Source organism: Microcoleus sp. B4-D4 (assembly GCF_036705185.1).
Classification (GTDB): Bacteria; Cyanobacteriota; Cyanobacteriia; order Cyanobacteriales; family Microcoleaceae; genus Microcoleus.
This window is the reverse complement of record NZ_JAUBTX010000004.1, coordinates 274,405-293,426: the sequence shown is the minus strand read 5'-3', so window position 1 is coordinate 293,426 and position 19,022 is coordinate 274,405. Positions and strand designations below refer to the sequence as shown.

The 19,022-nt window shown below is 47.1% G+C and carries 16 protein-coding genes; 9 read left to right on the top strand and 7 right to left on the bottom strand.

Annotated elements, in window-relative coordinates:
• Positions 1 to 236 precede the first annotated feature (236 nt).
• Positions 237 to 1,892 carry an iron uptake porin gene (locus QUB13_RS05980; protein WP_442922136.1) on the top strand — a complete coding sequence of 552 codons (1,656 nt, stop codon included), beginning with the start codon at positions 237 to 239 and terminating at the stop codon, positions 1,890 to 1,892.
• Positions 1,893 to 2,119: 227 nt separating this feature from the next.
• On the opposite strand, the gene QUB13_RS05975 is transcribed toward QUB13_RS05980, so the two are convergent.
• Together QUB13_RS05975 and QUB13_RS05970 are read right to left on the bottom strand one after the other, a co-directional pair.
• Positions 2,120 to 5,467: a PAS domain S-box protein gene (locus QUB13_RS05975; RefSeq protein WP_333379670.1), complete on the bottom strand. Its 3,348-nt coding sequence runs from the start codon at positions 5,465 to 5,467 to the stop codon at positions 2,120 to 2,122.
• Positions 5,468 to 6,071: 604 nt separating this feature from the next.
• A complete protein-coding gene (locus QUB13_RS05970) occupies positions 6,072 to 6,731 on the bottom strand; it encodes an HAD family hydrolase (protein ID WP_333379669.1) in 660 nt (219 codons plus the stop codon).
• 295 nt (positions 6,732 to 7,026) lie between these two features.
• On the opposite strand from QUB13_RS05970, the gene QUB13_RS05965 reads away from it, so the two are divergent.
• From QUB13_RS05965 to QUB13_RS05955, 3 genes are all read left to right on the top strand, one after another.
• A complete protein-coding gene (locus tag QUB13_RS05965) occupies positions 7,027 to 7,167 on the top strand; it encodes a hypothetical protein (protein ID WP_333379668.1) in 141 nt (46 codons plus the stop codon).
• Between the two features lie 260 nt (positions 7,168 to 7,427).
• A complete protein-coding gene (locus QUB13_RS05960) occupies positions 7,428 to 9,236 on the top strand; it encodes an aspartate kinase (protein ID WP_333379667.1) in 1,809 nt (602 codons plus the stop codon).
• Positions 9,237 to 9,364: 128 nt separating this feature from the next.
• The gene (locus QUB13_RS05955) at positions 9,365 to 9,775 is read left to right on the top strand and encodes a hypothetical protein (RefSeq protein ID WP_333379666.1); all 411 of its coding nucleotides are present in this window, start codon (positions 9,365 to 9,367) and stop codon (positions 9,773 to 9,775) included.
• Positions 9,776 to 10,347: 572 nt separating this feature from the next.
• On the opposite strand, the gene dcm is transcribed toward QUB13_RS05955, so the two are convergent.
• Positions 10,348 to 11,313: a DNA (cytosine-5-)-methyltransferase gene (gene dcm, locus QUB13_RS05950; RefSeq protein WP_333379665.1), complete on the bottom strand. Its 966-nt coding sequence runs from the start codon at positions 11,311 to 11,313 to the stop codon at positions 10,348 to 10,350.
• Positions 11,314 to 11,572: 259 nt separating this feature from the next.
• Here dcm and QUB13_RS05945 point away from each other — a divergent pair, with 259 nt between their 5' ends.
• Positions 11,573 to 11,956, top strand: coding sequence for a DUF4346 domain-containing protein (locus tag QUB13_RS05945; protein WP_333088543.1), 384 nt, complete (start codon positions 11,573 to 11,575; stop codon positions 11,954 to 11,956).
• Between the two features lie 59 nt (positions 11,957 to 12,015).
• On the opposite strand, the gene psb32 is transcribed toward QUB13_RS05945, so the two are convergent.
• Positions 12,016 to 12,738, bottom strand: a complete 723-nt coding sequence (gene psb32, locus QUB13_RS05940; protein ID WP_333379664.1) for a photosystem II repair protein Psb32 — start codon at positions 12,736 to 12,738, stop codon at positions 12,016 to 12,018.
• Positions 12,739 to 12,870: 132 nt separating this feature from the next.
• Between psb32 and QUB13_RS05935 the strand changes: the two genes are divergently transcribed.
• Positions 12,871 to 13,101 (top strand): hypothetical protein, encoded by a 231-nt coding sequence (locus QUB13_RS05935; RefSeq protein WP_333379663.1) that lies wholly within the window; start codon positions 12,871 to 12,873, stop codon positions 13,099 to 13,101.
• A 184-nt stretch (positions 13,102 to 13,285) separates the two neighbouring features.
• Here the strand turns inward: QUB13_RS05935 and QUB13_RS05930 are convergent, their stop codons facing one another.
• Positions 13,286 to 13,831, bottom strand: a complete 546-nt coding sequence (locus tag QUB13_RS05930; protein ID WP_333379662.1) for an NADPH-dependent FMN reductase — start codon at positions 13,829 to 13,831, stop codon at positions 13,286 to 13,288.
• Between the two features lie 484 nt (positions 13,832 to 14,315).
• Between QUB13_RS05930 and ftsH the strand changes: the two genes are divergently transcribed.
• Both ftsH and QUB13_RS05920 read left to right on the top strand, forming a co-directional pair.
• Entirely contained in the window at positions 14,316 to 16,253 is a 1,938-nt protein-coding gene (gene ftsH / locus QUB13_RS05925) for an ATP-dependent zinc metalloprotease FtsH (RefSeq protein ID WP_333379661.1), read from the top strand.
• An 8-nt stretch (positions 16,254 to 16,261) separates the two neighbouring features.
• Entirely contained in the window at positions 16,262 to 16,429 is a 168-nt protein-coding gene (locus QUB13_RS05920) for a hypothetical protein (RefSeq protein WP_333379660.1), read from the top strand.
• A 245-nt stretch (positions 16,430 to 16,674) separates the two neighbouring features.
• Here QUB13_RS05920 and QUB13_RS05915 read toward each other — a convergent pair whose 3' ends face one another.
• Entirely contained in the window at positions 16,675 to 17,286 is a 612-nt protein-coding gene (locus QUB13_RS05915; RefSeq protein WP_442922135.1) for a M23 family metallopeptidase, read from the bottom strand.
• A 296-nt stretch (positions 17,287 to 17,582) separates the two neighbouring features.
• Between QUB13_RS05915 and QUB13_RS05910 the strand changes: the two genes are divergently transcribed.
• Complete coding sequence (locus tag QUB13_RS05910; protein WP_194067622.1) at positions 17,583 to 17,963, top strand: hypothetical protein; 381 nt, start codon at positions 17,583 to 17,585, stop codon at positions 17,961 to 17,963.
• 167 nt (positions 17,964 to 18,130) lie between these two features.
• On the opposite strand, the gene QUB13_RS05905 is transcribed toward QUB13_RS05910, so the two are convergent.
• Positions 18,131 to 18,961, bottom strand: a complete 831-nt coding sequence (locus QUB13_RS05905; protein WP_333379658.1) for a phytanoyl-CoA dioxygenase family protein — start codon at positions 18,959 to 18,961, stop codon at positions 18,131 to 18,133.
• Between the last annotated feature and the right edge of the window lie 61 nt (positions 18,962 to 19,022).

Sequence of the window (19,022 nt, the reverse complement as noted above, 5' to 3'; positions counted from 1 at the left end):
ATCGTACTTTACCCCAAACAGATACAGATGCAGCAACGGTCGATCGTACTTTACCCCAAACAGATACAGATGCAGCAACGGTCGATCGTACTTTACCCCAAACAGATACAGATGCAGCATGGGTGAATCGCGCAGCAACCGCCCCACAAATAACGCAGGCAATTCGCCAATTACCCCCACAGGAGTTAGAAATTGCCAACACTCCTGAGTCTCAAAATGTTGCTGAAGCCAGCAAAATTGCCGATATCAGCAGCGATAGCAGCACCGCTGAAGACCTGAGCATACAAGAAGATGCAGCACAAGTCACCTCTGTTTCCCAACTCTCCGACGTGCGCCCGACAGACTGGGCATTTCAAGCCCTGCAATCTCTCGTAGAAAGATACGGCTGCATTGCGGGATATCCAGACGGCACATTCCGAGGCAATCGGGCCATGACTCGCTACGAATTTGCCGCCGGATTAAACGCTTGCTTGGATCAAATTACCAAACAAATTAGCGGTTCCACTGGTAATTTAGTCAGCCGAGAAGATTTAGCATCTCTGCAAAGATTGCAAGAAGAATTTGCAGCAGAATTAGCTACATTGCGCGGTAGAGTAGATGCTTTAGAAGCTCGCACTTCTGAATTGGAAGCCAACCAATTTTCAACTACTACTAAACTTAACGCCTTTGCATGGTTTAACCTGACTGGAGCTTTTGCGGGCGAGCGAGTCCGAGTTGAAGCAACAAATGCAAAAGCTGCTCCCTTAGATCGAGTAGCCGGACGCGATCCAGTTACTAACAGACCGATCGTGCAGAAAGTTGACGACGATCCAGAAATCACTTTCAGCCAGTTAGTTTGGTTGACCCTCACTACTTCTTTTACAGGGAAAGACCAATTGATTACACAGCTAGCTGTAGGCAACGGAAATTCACCAGCCAATCAGTATACTTCTCCGGGTTTGTTCAATACCTTTGGCACTCCTTTTCTCGACCAAACTGCTGGGGTGAATCCCAATGAAGTTATCCTGCGAGAACTTTCTTATCGGTTTCCGGTTAGCAACAGCTTGCAAGTAGTAATCGGGCCGAGAATTAATTTCTACCGCTACTTTGACAACAATAACTTTAACTTTTTCGTAGACGGTGCGAGCAGCTTTAATTCTAACAACAGCCCTTTGTTAAGCGCTACCAGACGCGGTGCCGGTGCTTTGGTTTTGTGGGATATCAGCCGCCGATTGAAACTGCGTTTGGGTTATTTGGGCGAGAGTACGGAATTTTTGCCCACTTCAGTGTTTAATTCGGCTTCCAATCCGTCTCAAGGCTTGTTTGGCGGGACGAATACGAGTACCGCCGAGCTAACATTCAGTCCGAGCGATCGGGCAAATTTGCGGTTTCTGTACAGCCGTTCCAACATCCAGCAAATTGGCGGGCTAATTGGATCGCCTAATGGCAAGCCGATTAACGGTTTAGCAGATGACGGTTTCGGCGGCCGTCTCGGCAATGCTACTGCGAATACTTTTAGCTTTAATTTCGACTGGTCTGTCAGCCGCCGTTTCGGTCTTTTCGGTCGCTACGGCTACGCCGAAACTAATATATTTCCCAAGACTAACCGACCGGACGGCAAGATCGAAACTCAATCTTATCAGTTAGGATTTGCACTTCCCGATTTCTTGAAAAAAGGAGCTCAGTTTACGCTGTCATTTTTAGTACCTTTTGACATTACTGGCGGTCGGAGGTTTCTGGTTTCGGGCGGGGGAAATGGTGGCAAGCAGTACGAAATTGAGGCAACTTATTATTTGCCTCTCACCGACCATATTTCGATTGTGCCAGCATTTTATGCGATCGGCAATCCCAATAATTTCGATAACAACCCGACAATTTTTGTAGGGAATTTGCGGACGCAGTTTAGTTTTTAACTCAATTAGGACTTACTTGAACCTAATTGTATTTTGCAGTTGAGTCAGGTACACATTGTCTATCAATTGTCATCTGCGGTGAGAAACTTTCTGTTTTTTACCGCAGATAGAGGCAGATTAACACAGATTAACGCAGATTAATTAGATCGATTCTGGTTGACTGTTGACTACTGACTAATGACTAATGAATTAATTGAGATGATATCCTGATTTGCGCCGTCCTGATGTCAACGAATTGGAATTTCGATAATAAATTCAGTACCTTTACCCGGTTGGGAGACACACTGCAATTTCCCGTTATGTTTTTCAACGACAATTTGGTGCGAAATTGATAAACCCAAACCTGTACCTTTACCTACGGGTTTTGTGGTATAAAACGGGTCAAATAAACGCACAATATTATCTTCGGGAATGCCAGGGCCGTTGTCTTTTATCCGAATGCAAATACTTTTATTATCAATTGTTTCAGTTTTAATTGTAATTGTAGGAAAGCTAAAATCAGCGGTATTTTTTCCTTGGCTGCTATTTTCTTCCAAGGCATCCATCGCATTGGCTAATACATTCATGAATACCTGATTTAACAGTCCGGGATGACATTGTATTTGCGGCATTTCTCCGTATTCTTTAATAACTTCAATGCCCTGCCAGTTGGCTTTGGCTTTCAGCCTGCTGTTCAACATTAACAAGGTACTGTCTAAACCTTCGTGAATGTCGGCAGATTTGATTTTTGCTTCGTCCGCCCGCGAGAAATTGCGGAGAGTTTGAATGATTTCTACAATGCGATCGCATCCTGTGTGCATCGAATTGAGCAATTTAGGCAGGTCTTTTGCGAGAAATTCTATGTCTATATCTTCGGCTTGTTTCTGAATTTTGGCTGGAGGAGTTGGGTACTCTTCTCGATACATTTGCACGATGTCTAACAAGTCGAGAATGTAGTCGCGGACGTGGCAGAGGTTGCCGGCGACAAAGCCCACTGGGTTGTTAATTTCGTGGGCAATTCCTGCTAGAACTTGTCCCAGGGAAGACATTTTTTCGGTTTGGACTAACTGCATTTGAGTTTGCTGCAAATTGTGCAAAGCTGTTTGCAGTTCTTGAGATTTTTGCCGATCGCGCTTTGCGGAGGCGGCCCGTTCTTCCTCAACTCCGATCGCCCCAGCAATAATTCCGATCAGCTTGCAATCGGCTTTAGAAGGCGCGATCGGTTCGGTGTAGACAACGCACACCGAACCGACATAATCGTCGCCGCGCCGCACTGCTTGTCCCAGATAGCTTTTGAGTTCGTAGCGGATGACAGCGGGATCGCTTTTGCCATAGATCGTGTTCTGCAAGTCAGGAATTGCCACAGCCAGATCGCTGGCTTTTTGGTATACGTCAGTGCAGATGTGGCCCTCGGCGCGATCGACCTCCGGGTAGTCAGGCGGCGTTTGCCAAGTTGCGATCGCGCGCAGCAGCCCGCCACAGACGTGGCTGTAGACGGCGCAGGTTCCGCCCAAAAGCTCGCCGGCTAAGGTTGTCAGGCGCTGGATGTTGTCAGCAGCATCGGTGGTGAATCCCAAAAAGCACTCGTTGATTTTGCTGAGGCGGTACTCTGCTTGCCGGCGCGCCGTCATGTCGCGGGAGTTGACCACAATTCCCCTCACAGCGGGGTCTGCTAGCAGGTTAATACCGACTCCTTCGAGAAAACACCAAGAACCGTCAGCGCGCCGGAACCGACCTTCTAGGGCGATCGGATCGCCTGGATTTGCGAGCAGTTTTTCGCCGTCGGATATCACCGAGGGAAGGTCGTCAGGGTGAATGAAATCGAGAACCATTCGACCCATCAGTTCCTCTGGTTCGTACTCCAAGACTGTTTCTACAGAAGGGCTTTCGTAAACAATGCCGCCGCCCTCGTCGAGAATAGTAATGATATCGGAACTGTTGAGAATTAGCGATCGCCACTTAGCCTCATTTTGCGATAAAGCTGACTCGGCTTGTTTGCGATCGGTAATATCCTCTACCATTTGCAAAATAAACTGTGGGGTTCCCTGACTGCTGTCGATGACAGAGGCGCTGAGGCGTCCCCACCTGATGCTGCCGTCTTGGCGGAGGTAGCGCTTTTCTATTTGGTAAGCTTCGCGCGAGCCCGCTGCCAACTGTTGGCGCAACTCCCACGAAGCTGTTGCGTCTTCCGGGTGCGCGCAGTCGTCGAGGCCGACACCCCGCAGTTGCGCTTCCGATCGCCCCAGCATAGCTTGAAATGCCGGATTAGTGGCGATCGCAACACCTTCGAGGGTAGCGACTACCATGCCGATCGCACCGCGTTCAAAAATTGCCCGAAACCGCTGTTCGCTTTCGCGCAAAGCTGCTTCTGCTTCCACTTGCTGGGTGATGTCCCGCCCCGCCACTGCCATGCCTTTGCGGGAACCGTCGGGGTTGAACAGCGGCACTTTCCGCACTTCAAACAAATTGCTGCCGCCTGTGGGTAAGGGGACAATTTGGCTGCTGGAGGTAAGAGTGCCTGCTTCCCAGGTGGTTTCGTCGGTTTTCTGCCAATTTAACAGGATTTCTCTGACTCTAGGATCGGCTGCTGTTGCGAGTTCGGCAGTCGTTTTGCCTTGGTAATCTGCGGTTTCCCAGCCCAAAAGTTTGAGGGCGCAGTCGTTAGCAATCAACCAGCGCCCCTCGTTGTCTGTGAGGTTGATGGCATCGGGCACGGCATCGATCGCGGTTTTCAGCCAGTATTCTCGATCGCGCAGGGCTGCTTCGGCTGCTTTGCGATCGGCGATTTCGGCGACAGTTCCTTCGTAGTAAAGGAGTTCGCCTGCTTTGCTGCGGACTTCGCGCACGTTTTCCGAGATCCAGGTAGTGCTGCCGTCATAGCGGCGGACGCAGGACTCAAACTCTTTCAGGGACGAGGTGCGGCTGATTTCGGCGATAAATTCCGCGCGGCGGGTGCGATCGGTGTAAAGGTTTTTTGCCGAACATTTTGCGATCAGTTCTGACGGGGAATCGTAGCCGTACATTCGGGCGAGTGCGGGGTTGGCGCTGAGGTAGCGCCCGTCTGGGGCGGTTTGAAATATGCCTTCGGTGGCGTTTTCAAAGATGCTGCGGTATTTTGCTTCAGTTTGTTTGAGGGCTTCTTCTGCTTGCTTGCGATCGGTGATATCAGCTTGGACGCCGATGAAATGGGTGACGGTGCCGCTGCTGTCGCGTACCGGCGATATCGTGAGTTCGTTCCAGAAAGGGGTGCCGTCTTTGCGGTAGTTTTTCAGAACTACTTTGCAGTCGTGTTGTTCTTTCAGGGCTGCGCGGATTTTAGCGACGGCTGCGCGATCGGTATCTGGGCCTTGCAGGAAGCGGCAGTTGTGTCCGATGACTTCGCCCGTCGAGTAGCCTGTAATCTCCTCGAAAGCGGGGTTGCAGTAGACTATTGGTTGGTCTGGTAAGGTAGCGTCCGAAATCGCGATGCCGTTGCTAGTAGCTGCCAAGGCGCGATCGTACAGCCTCCATACTTCTTCTATTAAATTCGGTGCATTGCCACCAGTGCGAGTCGGCGATAGCGTTTCAGAAGGAATACTTATATTATCGATCTGCATGAGTTTTTTATAGATTGAGTTTCTTGTCGGTTCCGACTGACTGCACCCCAAAGTTCAACAGAATTGCCCTATTTTCCTGCGCCACGAGTTAGAAGGCGATCGTGCAGAATTTATGCCGTAAATCCTACAAGAGAAAAAATCTAGTCTCCCTCATTTTTCTTTTCTTCTGCCTTGAGCCTTTTGCTTTGTGCCTTCAAACGACTCCTACTTGCTAATTTATAATAGTTGTTCCTAGGATATCTCTATCTCTGGTATGGTTTACTTGGCAGATGTCGCGCGGCTTACCGGTTCGCACAGCTAATTGTTTATAATTAACAAAAAACGCCTGCTATCTTTAAATATTTTTTATTCATAAATTGCAATTTTAAACAACTTTTGAAATTGCCTGTTATATCAAATCCTCTATTCATCGGAATAGTAAATTTACTGTTGACTGTTGACTGTTGACTGTTAACTGTTGACTGTTGACTGTTGACTGTTGACTGTTAACTGTTGACTGTTAACTGTTAACATCATTCCGGTGCAACCAGAATTTATATTCAGTGCTGTAATTATTTTATTTGATAAAATAATTTAAATTCTCCTGAAACAAACCGGCTCAAGATTAATTTTGAATCATCGCAGCAAGTTCCGAAATATTGTCGATCGCCAAAGTCGGTTTTAGGGCGAGACACTCAGCGCGATCGCCATATCCGTAAGCCGCCCAACAAACATCTATCCCAGCATTTTTCGCAAACAGCAAATCAACCGCCGAATCGCCAACCATTAAAACTTGACTGTTCTCCAAATCCGGGAACAGCGGTTTAATAATCGAGTGAAAAACACTCGGATTAGGCTTTTGAATGATTTGTCCGTCATCACCTACAATCAAATCAAAAAAACTGTGAATTTTCAAGTTTTCTAGAAACAAATTAACAAAACTAACGTGCTTGTTGCTAAAAACTCCCAAATTTAATCCCGACTTGCTCGCCAACTGCAAAACTTGCTTGGTTCCGGGAAATAAATCTAGCTGCTTTTCACCTTCTGTCCGATAAAAAGAGCGGTAAGTTTCCACCCATTGGGGAATTGCACTTTCCTCGATCGCCGGATGCAGGATTTTGAAACTATTTGCTAAATTAATCCCGATTGTCCCTTGAATTGTCTCAGCAGCAGGCGGATCAATATTGAAACTTTCAAAAGTTTTGGTAAAGCAATATACAATAGCTCTGTGAGTAATTGCCAAGGTGCCGTCAAAATCGAAAATAATTAACTTGTACTGACTCATTTTCTTCAAAAAATCCTCAAATTAAAATATGTGCGAATAAATTTAACATAAAGATGCGACTTTTGCAGCAGTCATAAACTCCATTGTATTAGAGCTTACAGGCTAAACCCGCCCCGACAATCGACCCGATAAACTCGGTGTCTACAAATATTTCTAGTTATTAGTATAAGTTTATCATTTAATCGAAGACCGCTTCGAGCTAGCCGCAAAAAATAATTGCGGACATTACCCGATCGCACAAATAAAAGTAGAATTAGGCATTTGGCAAGGAGTCGATCGGGGCGTAGAACTGCCTTTGCTGCGCTGGTGGGAGGCATCGGGGACTTTGCTGCCGGCGGCGGAGGAACGGGCAGAACAAGAACGACAAAGGCGCATAGAAGCTGAGTTGCGAATTCAAGCTTTGGAAGCGCGTTTGCGAGAGTTAGAAGGCAGCTAATAGGTAGCCAGAAACCGGGTTTTTTCGCCAAAATATTCGCAAAAAATCCTCAATCTCCCAAAAACCCGGTTTCTTTGAACTTACGCAGCGGTGACGAGAAACCGGGTTTTTTCGCCCTGGTATTCGATTCAAACCCTCAATCTCGCCAAAAACCCGGTTTCTTTATTGGCACTGCATAGGTAAACGTAGGCTATAATCCAGAATTTGCGTATATTAATTGGTTAAGAGTAAAGTATTGCATCACTTTTGTGTAAAGTCCTATGGCACTAATTGTTCAGAAATACGGCGGAACATCGGTTGGTACAGTCGATCGCATTTTGGAAGTAGCGCGACGAGTTGTCAAAACAGTACAGCTTGGAAACTCCTTAGTTGTCGTACTTTCGGCGATGGGCAAAACGACTGACGGTTTAGTGAAACTGGCTAAGGAAATTTCCGCAAATCCCAGCAAGCGGGAAATGGATATGTTGCTCTCGACTGGGGAACAAGTCTCGATCGCGCTTTTGAGCATGGCATTGCAAGAAATGGGACAGCCCGCAATTTCCCTCACCGGAGCCCAAGTCGGCATTGTCACCGAAGCCGCCCACACCCGCGCCCGGATTTTGCGAATCGACCCGAACAGGCTCCAAACCCAGTTAAACAGCGGTAAAGTCGTCGTCGTCGCAGGTTTCCAAGGCATCGCTAACGCGGCAGAATTGGAAATTACTACTTTGGGTAGAGGCGGTTCCGACACCACAGCAGTAGCCATCGCTGCAGCGCTACGGGCCGATAGATGCGAAATTTATACTGACGTGCCCGGAATTCTGACTACAGATCCGCGCTTGGTTGCACAGGCGCAACTGATGGACGAAATCACCTGCGACGAAATGCTGGAATTGGCGAGTTTGGGCGCAAAAGTCCTGCACCCGCGCGCCGTAGAAATTGCCAAGAATTACGGTGTGCCGCTGGTGGTGCTTTCTAGCTGGAGTGACGCGCCCGGTACGCGGGTAGTGTCCCCCCCTCCATCGGCCCGGCCTTTGGAGGGCTTGGAGCTGGCGAAAGCGGTGGATGCGGTGGAGTTTGATTTGGATCAGGCGGGGGTGTCGCTGTTGCGTTTGCCCGATCGTCCGGGAGTAGCTGCGCGGTTGTTTGGGGCGATCGCGCAGCAAAACCTCGATGTAGACTTAATTATTCAGTCAATTCACGAGGGAAATACTAACGATATCGCCTTTACTGTGAGGCGAAATTCGCTGAATCAAGCTGTGGCGGTTGCAGATGCGATCGTGCCCTCCCTCGGCAAGAATTCGCGCCCAGAATTGGGGGAACCGGAAGTGAGGGCAGAAGAAAGACCCATAGCTAAAGTTAGCATTGCGGGTGCGGGAATGATCGGCCGTCCGAGGGTAGCGGCCCAGATGTTTAATACTTTGGCGGATGCGGGAATTAATATTCAGATGATTTCGACTTCCGAGGTGAAGGTTAGTTGTACGATCGATGCTGCAGAGTGCGATCGGGCAGTTGCCGAACTTTGCAAAGCATTTGATGTCGCCAACTCCCCTGTCGGGCTGCGTTCAGCGTCGCATAAACCGCCCGCAGTTAGGGCTGTAGCCTTGGATCTCAATCAAGCGCGTCTGGCAATTCGCCAATTGCCCGATCGACCCGGAGTAGCAGCAAAAATGTTCGGACTTTTAGCCGAAGAAAATATTAGCGTAGACACGATCATTCAATCGCAGCGGTGTCACAATATCGACGGCATATTAACGCGCGACATTGCATTTACCGTAGCACAAATTGACGCAGAAGCAGCTAAAACAGTCCTAGAAAAATCAGCAGTTGAATTCGGCTGGGGGGAAGTAGCAGTCGATACAGAAATCGCCAAAGTTAGCGTTGTCGGTTCCGGGATGGTAGCGCATCCGGGAGTTGCGGCCAAGATGTTTGAAGCGCTTTCGCAGCACGAAATCAACATTCAAATGATTGCAACTTCTGAGATTAAGATTAGCTGCGTTGTGGATGAGGCACAGGGTGTCACAGCTTTGAAGGCAATTCACGCGGCGTTTGAGCTTTCGGGCAGTGAAAAAGTTCAAGTTCCAGCGTAATACTTGTTTGTTGTAGTAGTAGGGACACAGTGCGGTGTCCTTATTGCTTATTGCTGCCGTGTCATTATTGCAGATGATTAGGCTGTGTTAGGATCGAATTGGCGATCGGCTCAAAAGGATTGAATCTTATGACTGTAGCGAAAGAACAGATTACTAATAGCAATAGCAACAGCGGTTTATCGAATTTCCGCATCACGGTCGAACGTCTAATCGAACTGTTAGATTTAGAAGAAGAGGATGAGTACGGGGTTTTGAGACCGACTGAATATGCTTTCAGGACAGCGATGAAATTGGTGGTTGAGGCCTATGATAGCATGGGAAACAGTTTTCCTAAATGCTCTACAGGTACAGATGACCAAGGTAGTATTAGACTTGCTTGGGAAAATATAAATGCCGATCGGAGAGTACGCTTGTTCTGCCCACATAATGCTAATGAGAAAGCTTACACTTATCATCAGAAGAGTGAGGAATATGGCTCGGAAGATATCACTTCAGCAGCAACATTAGTCTATTGGCTAGAGTGGTTTAACAAGGTATGACCGATAAATCTTCTCGGAGTGAATCAGATGTAGTCCTAAATATGTAATGAAGTGCTAGAATATTGATTATTCGTGGATAAATTTTATCCGATTTTTTCTGCGAATGAAATCCCTATCACTAAATAACTATAACTACAAACTATCCATTCAATTCTTTAGCTGACAGTGCTATCGTCTATAGAGCTTTACTTCGGAGGCAATGGATTGATGAAACCAGCGATCTAGTTTCACTGTTCGCTTATTTACTTCGCCCCAATGAACCGGGTTTATCGGTAACAATTGCCAATGTTTGTTCGCCGGAACAATCTGCAGCAAAATTCAAAAATTGTTACGGAGTTGCTAGTATCCAAGTAGGACAAATTCGCGAATTAGGTTTAGACGCAATACCTGACTCTGACTCCCATGCTCAGATAGTCGGTTTACCTTATGTGAAAGATGATCGAGACAGAGCTGAAAGATTGGCAGATTTGTTAGCAGAGCGATCGAGAATTGTATGGACACCTTCGCAAACATAGCTGAGCAAGTTTTCAGATTAAATCCGGGTTAAAAACCCTTGATAATACTCGGAGGTTTCAACCGCCGATTAATATTTCTTGCGCGATCGCTTCCACCACCGGTACACAAACAGAATTTCCAATTTGCTTGTAACTTTCCCCCGCACTGGGATAAGTCTTAAAATCTTCAGGAAAACCCATGAGACGGTAACATTCCTTCAGCGTCAACTTTCTCACCAAATCTCGATCGGGAAAATAGACAAAAAACCTGCCCGATGTTTCTTGCGAAGGAATTGTCGGATGCACGCCATCCACCGAATAAATGCGATTCGGCTGTCTGTGAACCCTCGACAAGTGTTCTGTATTCGGCCTCACCCCAGTTTTCCAAGTACCTTTATTTCTGTATCCTACAAACACAAGTCCCGAATCTTGCTTTCTCGGATAATCAATTAAAGTATATTCTGATTTATCCAATATTTCAAAATCCCCCGTCTCGTCTAGAAATTCCCTGAGTTTGGGAGGAAACTTGCTTTTTAGGAATGAAAAATTGAAAGGTTTACCTTTAGTTGCAATAATAAATATTCTTTCGCGGTGTTGGGGAAGTCCAAAGTCTTTAGCATTCAGCATTTTGTAATTCACGCTGTAGCCCAAATCTTCCAGACTAGCGATAATTACTTTTAAGGTATTTCCCTTGTCGTGATGGATTAAGTGCTTGACATTTTCCAGGACAACTACTTGAGGTTGTTTTACTTTGATGATTTTACAAATATCGAAAAATAGCGTGCCTCTAGTATCTTCAAAACCGAGCTTTTTGCCGCAGATGCTAAAAGGTTGGCACGGAAAACCGGCGACTAAAACATCAAAGTCTACTAACTCGGCGGGATTGATGTTACTGATGTCGGCAAAAGGTACTTCGCCGAAATTTTCTGTGTAAACTTCTCGGCACTTGCTATTGATTTCGCAGGAAAAGACGCATTCAAAGCCATTGTTTTCAAAGCCTTGTCTGAAACCTCCTATTCCCGAAAACAAATCTATAAATTTCATCAATAATTTAATGCTAAATCTTGCTAAAGCTAATAATAACAGATTTTGTTTATCTTTCTTTTTTCACTCTGCGTTCTCTGCGTTCTCTGCGGTTAATTATACAAATTTAAACAAAAACCAGGCGACGGACAGGAAATTGCCGTGTCTGCAGATATCATCTATAATGTCGATCGCCCAAAATTTCCAAACTTGTCCCACAGCCCACTAAACTAGGAATAGCAAAAAAAATATAGCTACTGTTTACTTCCTTTCACCAACCATGAGTCAAACCTTGGAAAACCTCACCGCCATCGATGACAACCTCTCCAAACGCCACATCGACCTCGATCCTGGTGGCTACTTCATCATCTATCTCGATCGCGAAACCAGCTTAATTTGTGCCAAACACTTCACTAACATCATCGACGATCGCGGCCTGGCTGTCGATCCCGAAACTGGTAAACCCATCCCCGCCCGCGGCAAGGTAGAACGCACTCAGTGCACGCTGTTTAGCGGCAGAACCGCCAAAGAACTTTGTGTCAAAATCCTAGAAGAAACCCGCCCCAGCCCGGTGACAATGTTAGATCACGCGGCTTATCTGGGACGGGAATTTGTACGGGCAGAACTTGCATTGTTGAGCGATCGAGAATACGTTCAAGATTAGTCCAGCCTCGCCCTAATTTCTGGAAAAAAAGGTAACTTATCGGATTTAGCAGTACGCGATTACGAAAAACCTTGATACCAGAAATAAGTCACCATTGGAATCACTGTCGCCAACACCAACAGCACAACCACAACAACTGTGGCATTACCTTGTTCTGTTTCTTCAGCTTTTTTAAAGGTGCCTTCAACTTGAATGTTGTCAACAACTTTAGGCGCGCCCGGATCTGGTTCACCGGACAAAACAGTAGCAATGCGCGAACTGGCCTCAGTCAAAGCCTCGTTGTATTTGTTAGCTTCCCGCAGGGGAACCTGCAGGGTTTCCCCTGCTACACTCTGGGCAATTTCATCAGGTAGCAGGGATTTAACCCCTTCGCCGGTGCGAATTACCGCGCTGTTGGTAACAGTGTCGAGAACGAGTAAAATTTGATTGGCCCCGTCTTCTTTTGTGGGAAACCACTGTTCAAATAGTTGATCGCTAAAAGTGGCAACAGTTTCGCCGTAGTCTAAGCGGTGGATGGTGACAAACCTGACTTCTTTGCCAGTTTGCTGTTCCACCTTGTCGAGTTCGCTGTTGATATTGCTTTCGCTGCTACGGCTGAGTACGTCGCCTTTGTCGAACACCCAAGTTCGATCGCCCGCCGACAACAGGGGAAAGTCGTACACGCCAGTCGCCAACGCCGGCAACACCGCTATCTGCGAGGCGATCAGGGCGATCGCGATCGCCGCCGCCGCTGGTTGGAGATATTTTCTCCAGTTAAATAATTGCTTGAAGAGTCTAGTCATGAGGTTAACCGTAAAACTGACTTTTTTCCAAAAATACTATAGAAACCAGCGTAAAATTCAATTTATGCAGGGCAATATTTAAAATTAGCTCGTCAGTCCAACTCCCCGCCCGATTATTTTACAATTTTAACTATGCAGCCAGCAGACAGTTATAAAGGTTGGATTCTGCAATCGCAGAAAGTATTCTACGTCGAAGTTTGGGATAGCCGGGGCAACCGCCACGTCGCCGTCCAAAATGCCAAGACTGAAGAGGAAGCTTTGGAATTGGCGAAAAAGTGGATTGATAAGTACGAGTCAAAACCCGGAAGAATGCCGATCGACGTACCGCATCCTTTCGGAGAAATCATCGATATGCCATTTTGAAGTCAGTTGGTAGTTGGCAGTTGGCAATAGTCAGTAGTCAGTAGTTAGTAGTTAGTGGTTATTGGTTATTGGTTATTGGTTACTTGCTACGAATTCCCACTTTCCACTTCTCAATTTCCAATAAGAACTAACAAATAACTAACAAATAACAACAACTAACAAATAACAGCTAACAGTCCTTCTACTAAGAAATTCCTCGCAATTTCCGCGTATTTTCTACCAAACTGCGAGCTAATTCATCGAACCTTTCAGACAATTTTTCATCCAACAATTTACCATCAGGACTAAAAGCTTTCCAAGCTTGTCCGATCGCAATTTGTTCGGGAATTACCCAAGCGTGCACCCATCTCAAAATAGTTCGCAAATCGTTAAGTGCGTTGCTGTTAACTTGCCCTCCCAAAACGCTAATCGCACCCGCAACTTTGCCGTCCAAATGCTCGAAAGTGAGTAAATCGAGGGCATTCTTGAGAGCGCCGCTGACGCTACCGTGATACTCCGGCGTTGCTAAAATCAAAGCGTCGGCTTGCTTTACCGCATTCCGCAGCTTTTCCACATCGGGGTAATCGAGATAATCATTCTCACCGTTGCAGAAGGGCAGATTGAGCGATCGCAAATCTAATATTTCAACTTCCGCGCCCAAGGCTTGCGCCCGTTCTGCTGCCACCTTCAACGCTAACTGGCTGTAAGATCCAGCCCGCAAACTCCCACCAATGCCGACAATTTTCACCATAAAACTTAAAAACAATAATTGCAGAAATAAAACGTACTCATTACGACTATGATTAATATAACAATTGCGATCGGCAAATGTCAATCGATTTGAGATACTTCGGCAACGCCGGCGTACAAGTTTAAGATTTTAGATGGAAGAATTGACTGAGGGATCCGAAAAACCGGGTTTTTTGAGCAAAATCCCTGGTTAAAGCCCCTGATTCGGTAAAAAATCAGGTTTTTTGAGGATCAGTGCGTAAGTTTAGTGTACCAGGCCGAGAAACCGGGTTTTTTGAGCAAAATCCCCGATCAAAGCCCCAAATTCAGTAAAAAACCCGGTTTATCAGTGGCAGTGGATTCAAAACCAGCCCTCTCAAGCGGACTCTTGAGAAGCCAGCGACAGAGAAACCCATCCAACACCCGGCATCTTGTTAAAATAAATGAATGTAGCAAATCAAAAGCGGTCAATCTTGGCAGTCTTCAACCTCGGGCAAAAAACCAATATGAAAAATTCTTGGAAACAGGCATGGCTGGGGCATCTAGCTGTAAACAAAGACAAATCGAGCCAGCAGAATCCTAAAAAATCAATGCCCGGACGGAATCTTTGGCGCATCCTGGGCAGTTTGGTGATTTCTCAAGGAATATTGCTCTCGCCCCCGGTTTTTGCCGACAGCGCGCCTAACACCATGAGTTACAGCAAACTCATGGACAACATAGAGAAAGGGCAAGTCAGTAAAATCGAAATAGACGAAACTCAAAGAACTGCAAAAGTTAAGCTAAAAAATCAAAAAACCGATCGAGAACAAACTGTTACTCTGTTCGATTACAACAACCGAGAACTTTACTCGCAAATCCGCGCCAAAAAGATTGACTTTGAAGTCAAACAAACAGCCGACAATGCCGCGGCGGTCAGTTTAGTAATAAACTTACTGGTGATTTTTGCAGTGTTGGCGGTGTTGATGGCTATTGTGCGCCGATCGACCCAATCCCAAGGAAATGCCATGAACTTCGGCAAATCCCGAGCCCGTTTCCAAATGGAAGCCAAAACCGGGGTGATGTTCGACGACGTAGCAGGGATCGAAGAAGCCAAAGAAGAACTGCAAGAAGTCGTCACCTTCCTCAAAAAACCCGAACGCTTTAACGCCATAGGCGCGAAAATTCCCAGAGGAGTTTTGTTAATCGGGCCTCCGGGAACCGGTAAAACAATGCTGGCAAAAGCCATCGCAGGCGAAGCAGCCGTCCCCTTCTTCAGCATCTCCGGTTCCGAATTTGTCGAAATGTTCGTCGGAGTCGGCGCTTCCCGCGTCCGCGACTTGTTCAAAAAAGCTAAAGAAAATTCGCCCTGCATCGTCTTCATCGATGAAATAGACGCGGTAGGAAGGCAGCGCGGCGCTGGAATCGGCGGTGGAAATGACGAACGCGAACAAACTCTCAACCAGTTGCTGACAGAAATGGACGGCTTTGAGGGTAACAGCGGCGTGATTGTGATTGCTGCTACTAACCGCCCTGACGTACTCGATACTGCCCTGCTGCGGCCCGGCAGGTTCGATCGACAAGTAACGGTAGATTTGCCCAGCTACAAAGGACGTTTGGGGATTTTGCAAGTGCACGCGCGCAACAAAAAACTCGACGAAGAAGTTGCTCTAGATACGATCGCCCGTCGCACTCCCGGCTTTTCCGGCGCTGACTTGGCAAACTTGCTCAACGAAGCGGCAATTCTCACCGCGAGGCGGCGCAAAGACACGATTAGTAACTTAGAAATTCACGATGCGATCGACCGAATCACGATCGGGCTTACTCTGAATCCGCTGCTCGACAGCAAGAAAAAGTGGCTAGTAGCATACCACGAAATCGGACACGCCCTCGTATCAGCCATGCTCAAAAATACCGACACCCTAGAAAAAGTCACGATTATTCCGCGTTCCGGCGGTATCGCAGGCTTTGCCAACTACGTGCTCGACGACGAAATGATCGACAGCGAAGGTTTGAGGAGTCGGGCGTGGCTGTTAAGCCGGATTACAGTAGCTTTGGGGGGACGGGCTGCAGAGGCTGAAATTTATGGCGATGCTGAAGTAACTCTCGGTGCCAGCAGCGATATTACAGAAGTCAGCAAATTAGCGAGACAGATGGTAACGCTTTACGGAATGTCGGATTTGGGGCCTGTGGCTTTGGAAAGTCCGAACAATGAGGTGTTTTTGGGCCAAAGCTGGAATTCGCGGGCCGAGTATTCCGAAGCAATGGCTATCAAGATCGATCGGCAAGTCCGGGAAATTGCTATTCACTGCTACGAAGAAGCCCGCCGGATTATCCGCGAAAACCGCCATTTGGTAGACAAGCTGGTTGAAGTGCTGTTGGATGAAGAAACGATCGACGGTGATGAATTCCGCAAAATTGTCGATCGATACGCCGAGTTGACCAAAAAAGAGTTGGAACCAGCGTAAAGAGTCAGTTGGCAGTTGTCAGTTGGCAGTTGGCAGTTGGCAGTTGGCAGTTGTCAGTTGGCAGTTGGCAGTTGTCAGTTGGCAGTTGGCAGTTGGCAGTTGTCAGTTGGCAGTTGGCAGTTGGCAGTTGGCAGTTGTCAGTTGGCAGTTGGCAGTTGTCAGTTGGCAGTTGGTAAAGAGTCATTAGTCATTAGTCATCAGTCATTGGTCATTAATTCAGGTAAAGAATCATTAGTCATCAATCATTGGTGATTAGTGATTAGTCATTAGTTAACGAAGTAGGAATTATGCACCGACTCTATTTTTAGAGTGCGCCTGAAGCACTTTACTACTAACCCAAAAAAATGACTAATGACCAATGACTAATGACTCTTTATCTTAACTAATGACTAATGACTAATGCCCAATGCCCAATGACTAATTAAGACTGATTGGAATACATTTCGCGAAGTACCAAAGCCGGGTCTACCCAACGTCCGCCGTACTTCAATCCCCAATGCAAGTGAGGCCCACTGGTGCGGCCCGTCATTCCCACTCTGGCAATTCTCGCACCCGCCGGCACCGTTTGACCCTGCCAAATTTGCAGGCCGCCTTCGCGATCGACATAATAGCGCCCGCCGTTAACTTTTTCTACTCTACCTCTGAGGTGACAGTAGATGTGCTCCCAATCTCCCGATCGCACCACCATACCAGTGCCGCACCTGCCATCTTCCCAAACTTCCACCACTTGACCGCCCCACCAATTGCGGATATAGCTACCTTCTGGCGCCGCCATGTCCAAACCGTAATGAAAATCTCCACCACGGGGGCCGAAGGTGGAACTGTAGGCTTCAAAATTTTCGACTGGGAAAGAAGCTTCTTGCCACAAATTACCCGTAGCGATTTTGGTTGGTAAAGCTGACTGAGCCTTGACCAACTCCTGCTGCAAATAAGGGCTAATCACCACGATACAGAGCGAAAGAACTAACAGTAGTATCTGTCTAAGGCGAAAAAAGCGTTTAACCGTCAGCGGGCCCCTAGAGTCTTGCACGATTTATTTAACTCCTGAAAGTTTAATGTGTTGGCGAATCTGCGTTGTCTGTTGTGCCAATTCGCTGCAAGATTGCCTCGCGTGCTGAATCTACTAGCGAATCAGTTAACCAAGGTGTATCTTACTGCATAGAGAACTGGTGTCAAGCCTTCGGCTTAAATATTGTAGCGAACAGAAAGTCATTGGCCCGGTGAAATTTATGCTGCGGTTGAATTCGATCGAGCTTTTGTTTGACACTATAGTTTAGTACGGGATTTTGGATGCAGTCTGAAATCTCAAATTTATAACACACATAAGCAATGCTTACTGAAATTTTCCCTTTTAGTTTTGCCATAGACGCAACTGCGATCGCCGGTGCCTCCTTGTGGTCTTTAGCCCTGTACTGGGGTCTGTCGCCCCTGACAGAATGGGTAATCCTGCAACTCAACCGCTGGATGAATTTTGCCGAAAGATCCCTCTACACCTCGGAAGCGGAGTTTGAAAGAACCCGCCAAGCCAGAGAATCTCAAAATGCCTTTTACGCTTCCCTGTTGAGCATTCTGCCCTTTTTGATTGCGGGCGGATTGTGCAATTGGGGAGTCGAATGGTCTCTGGGTACTGGTTGGGCGGTATCTATGGGGACGATCGCCTGTATTGGCGGCGGCGTTTACGAACTCGGCCGCCGAGACGGTCAATCTTAGGCGATGGTAGATTTTGGATTTGGGATTTTGGATTACTCAAGATATTCGGAGATTTACCAGCCTCTAGAATCGATCGCAATCTCAAATCCAAAACTCCAAATCTCAAATAAATATGACATTTTCCGTTTATTTGTCGATCGCGCCTCAAACAAAATTAGCAATGTATTTTAACCGTAATTTGACTCAGGATGTTTGCCTAAAAGTCGCAGTTGCCGTTCTGTAGCGGTAGCGATAATTTCGGGATTGAACTGCCACGGCCAAGGCGAAAATTTCTGCGCGATGTTGCGGTGGGAATAATGCACTTGCAGCATATAGCGACTACCATCGACAGTGGTATTTCTGCCGCCAGAGTGCCAAATTTCACTGCGGAAAAACAGCACATCTCCAGCTTTGCACAAAACTGGTTCTAGGGAGTGTCCGTTCCAAGTTTCTTCCCCGCGTTCGGGTTTTCTACCCGATTTGTGACTGCCAGGAATAATATAGGTAGGACAGAGGTCTTCTGTGATGTCACTGAGATAGAAATGGGCTGTACAGATCCATACTGGCAGTTGAAAAGTGCGATTTTCTTCGATGGCTCCGCTAACAGCAAACACGCTTTCGGGCAGTGGCACAAACACCTGATCGACGTGGACGCGCCAACCGTCGTAACCGGGCCCACTTTTCCATGCAGTCATGCCGATAATGTGGCAATCGCTGCCCATCAATGCTTCTGCCAATTCAATGATACCAGGTCGATCGGCATAGGAAAGCCACAGCCGATCGCGATTAAACACGCATTTAAAATGTTTGTTCAATTCACTCCAACTGCTACCATCAAGTCCGAAGGGTTGCAGGCGATCGAGTGCTTCCCGGGCCGCCACCATTTCCGACTCGTCGAGCACACCGGGAATCAGCGCAAAACCATCTTCATGTAACGCCTCTACCGCCCCTGCTGTATCGGAAAGCTCACAAGTCTTTTGCCGATAGCTGAAAACTTCGCTCAAGGTGCTTGCGTTCATAATTCAAATTCGAGTAAAATTATAAACTGTTATTAAATTAACACTTCGGACAGTTTAACGG

Coding starts and splice junctions, on each gene's coding strand:
- QUB13_RS05960 (WP_333379667.1), top strand. CDS start 7,428: ATGGCACTAATTGTTCAGAAATACGGCGGAACATCGGTTGGTACAGTC.
- dcm (WP_333379665.1), bottom strand. CDS start 11,313: ATGAAATTTATAGATTTGTTTTCGGGAATAGGAGGTTTCAGACAAGGC.
- QUB13_RS05970 (WP_333379669.1), bottom strand. CDS start 6,731: ATGAGTCAGTACAAGTTAATTATTTTCGATTTTGACGGCACCTTGGCA.
- ftsH (WP_333379661.1), top strand. CDS start 14,316: ATGAAAAATTCTTGGAAACAGGCATGGCTGGGGCATCTAGCTGTAAAC.
- QUB13_RS05955 (WP_333379666.1), top strand. CDS start 9,365: ATGACTGTAGCGAAAGAACAGATTACTAATAGCAATAGCAACAGCGGT.
- QUB13_RS05975 (WP_333379670.1), bottom strand. CDS start 5,467: ATGCAGATCGATAATATAAGTATTCCTTCTGAAACGCTATCGCCGACT.
- QUB13_RS05910 (WP_194067622.1), top strand. CDS start 17,583: ATGCTTACTGAAATTTTCCCTTTTAGTTTTGCCATAGACGCAACTGCG.
- QUB13_RS05905 (WP_333379658.1), bottom strand. CDS start 18,961: ATGAACGCAAGCACCTTGAGCGAAGTTTTCAGCTATCGGCAAAAGACT.
- QUB13_RS05935 (WP_333379663.1), top strand. CDS start 12,871: ATGCAGCCAGCAGACAGTTATAAAGGTTGGATTCTGCAATCGCAGAAA.
- psb32 (WP_333379664.1), bottom strand. CDS start 12,738: ATGACTAGACTCTTCAAGCAATTATTTAACTGGAGAAAATATCTCCAA.
- QUB13_RS05930 (WP_333379662.1), bottom strand. CDS start 13,831: ATGGTGAAAATTGTCGGCATTGGTGGGAGTTTGCGGGCTGGATCTTAC.
- QUB13_RS05945 (WP_333088543.1), top strand. CDS start 11,573: ATGAGTCAAACCTTGGAAAACCTCACCGCCATCGATGACAACCTCTCC.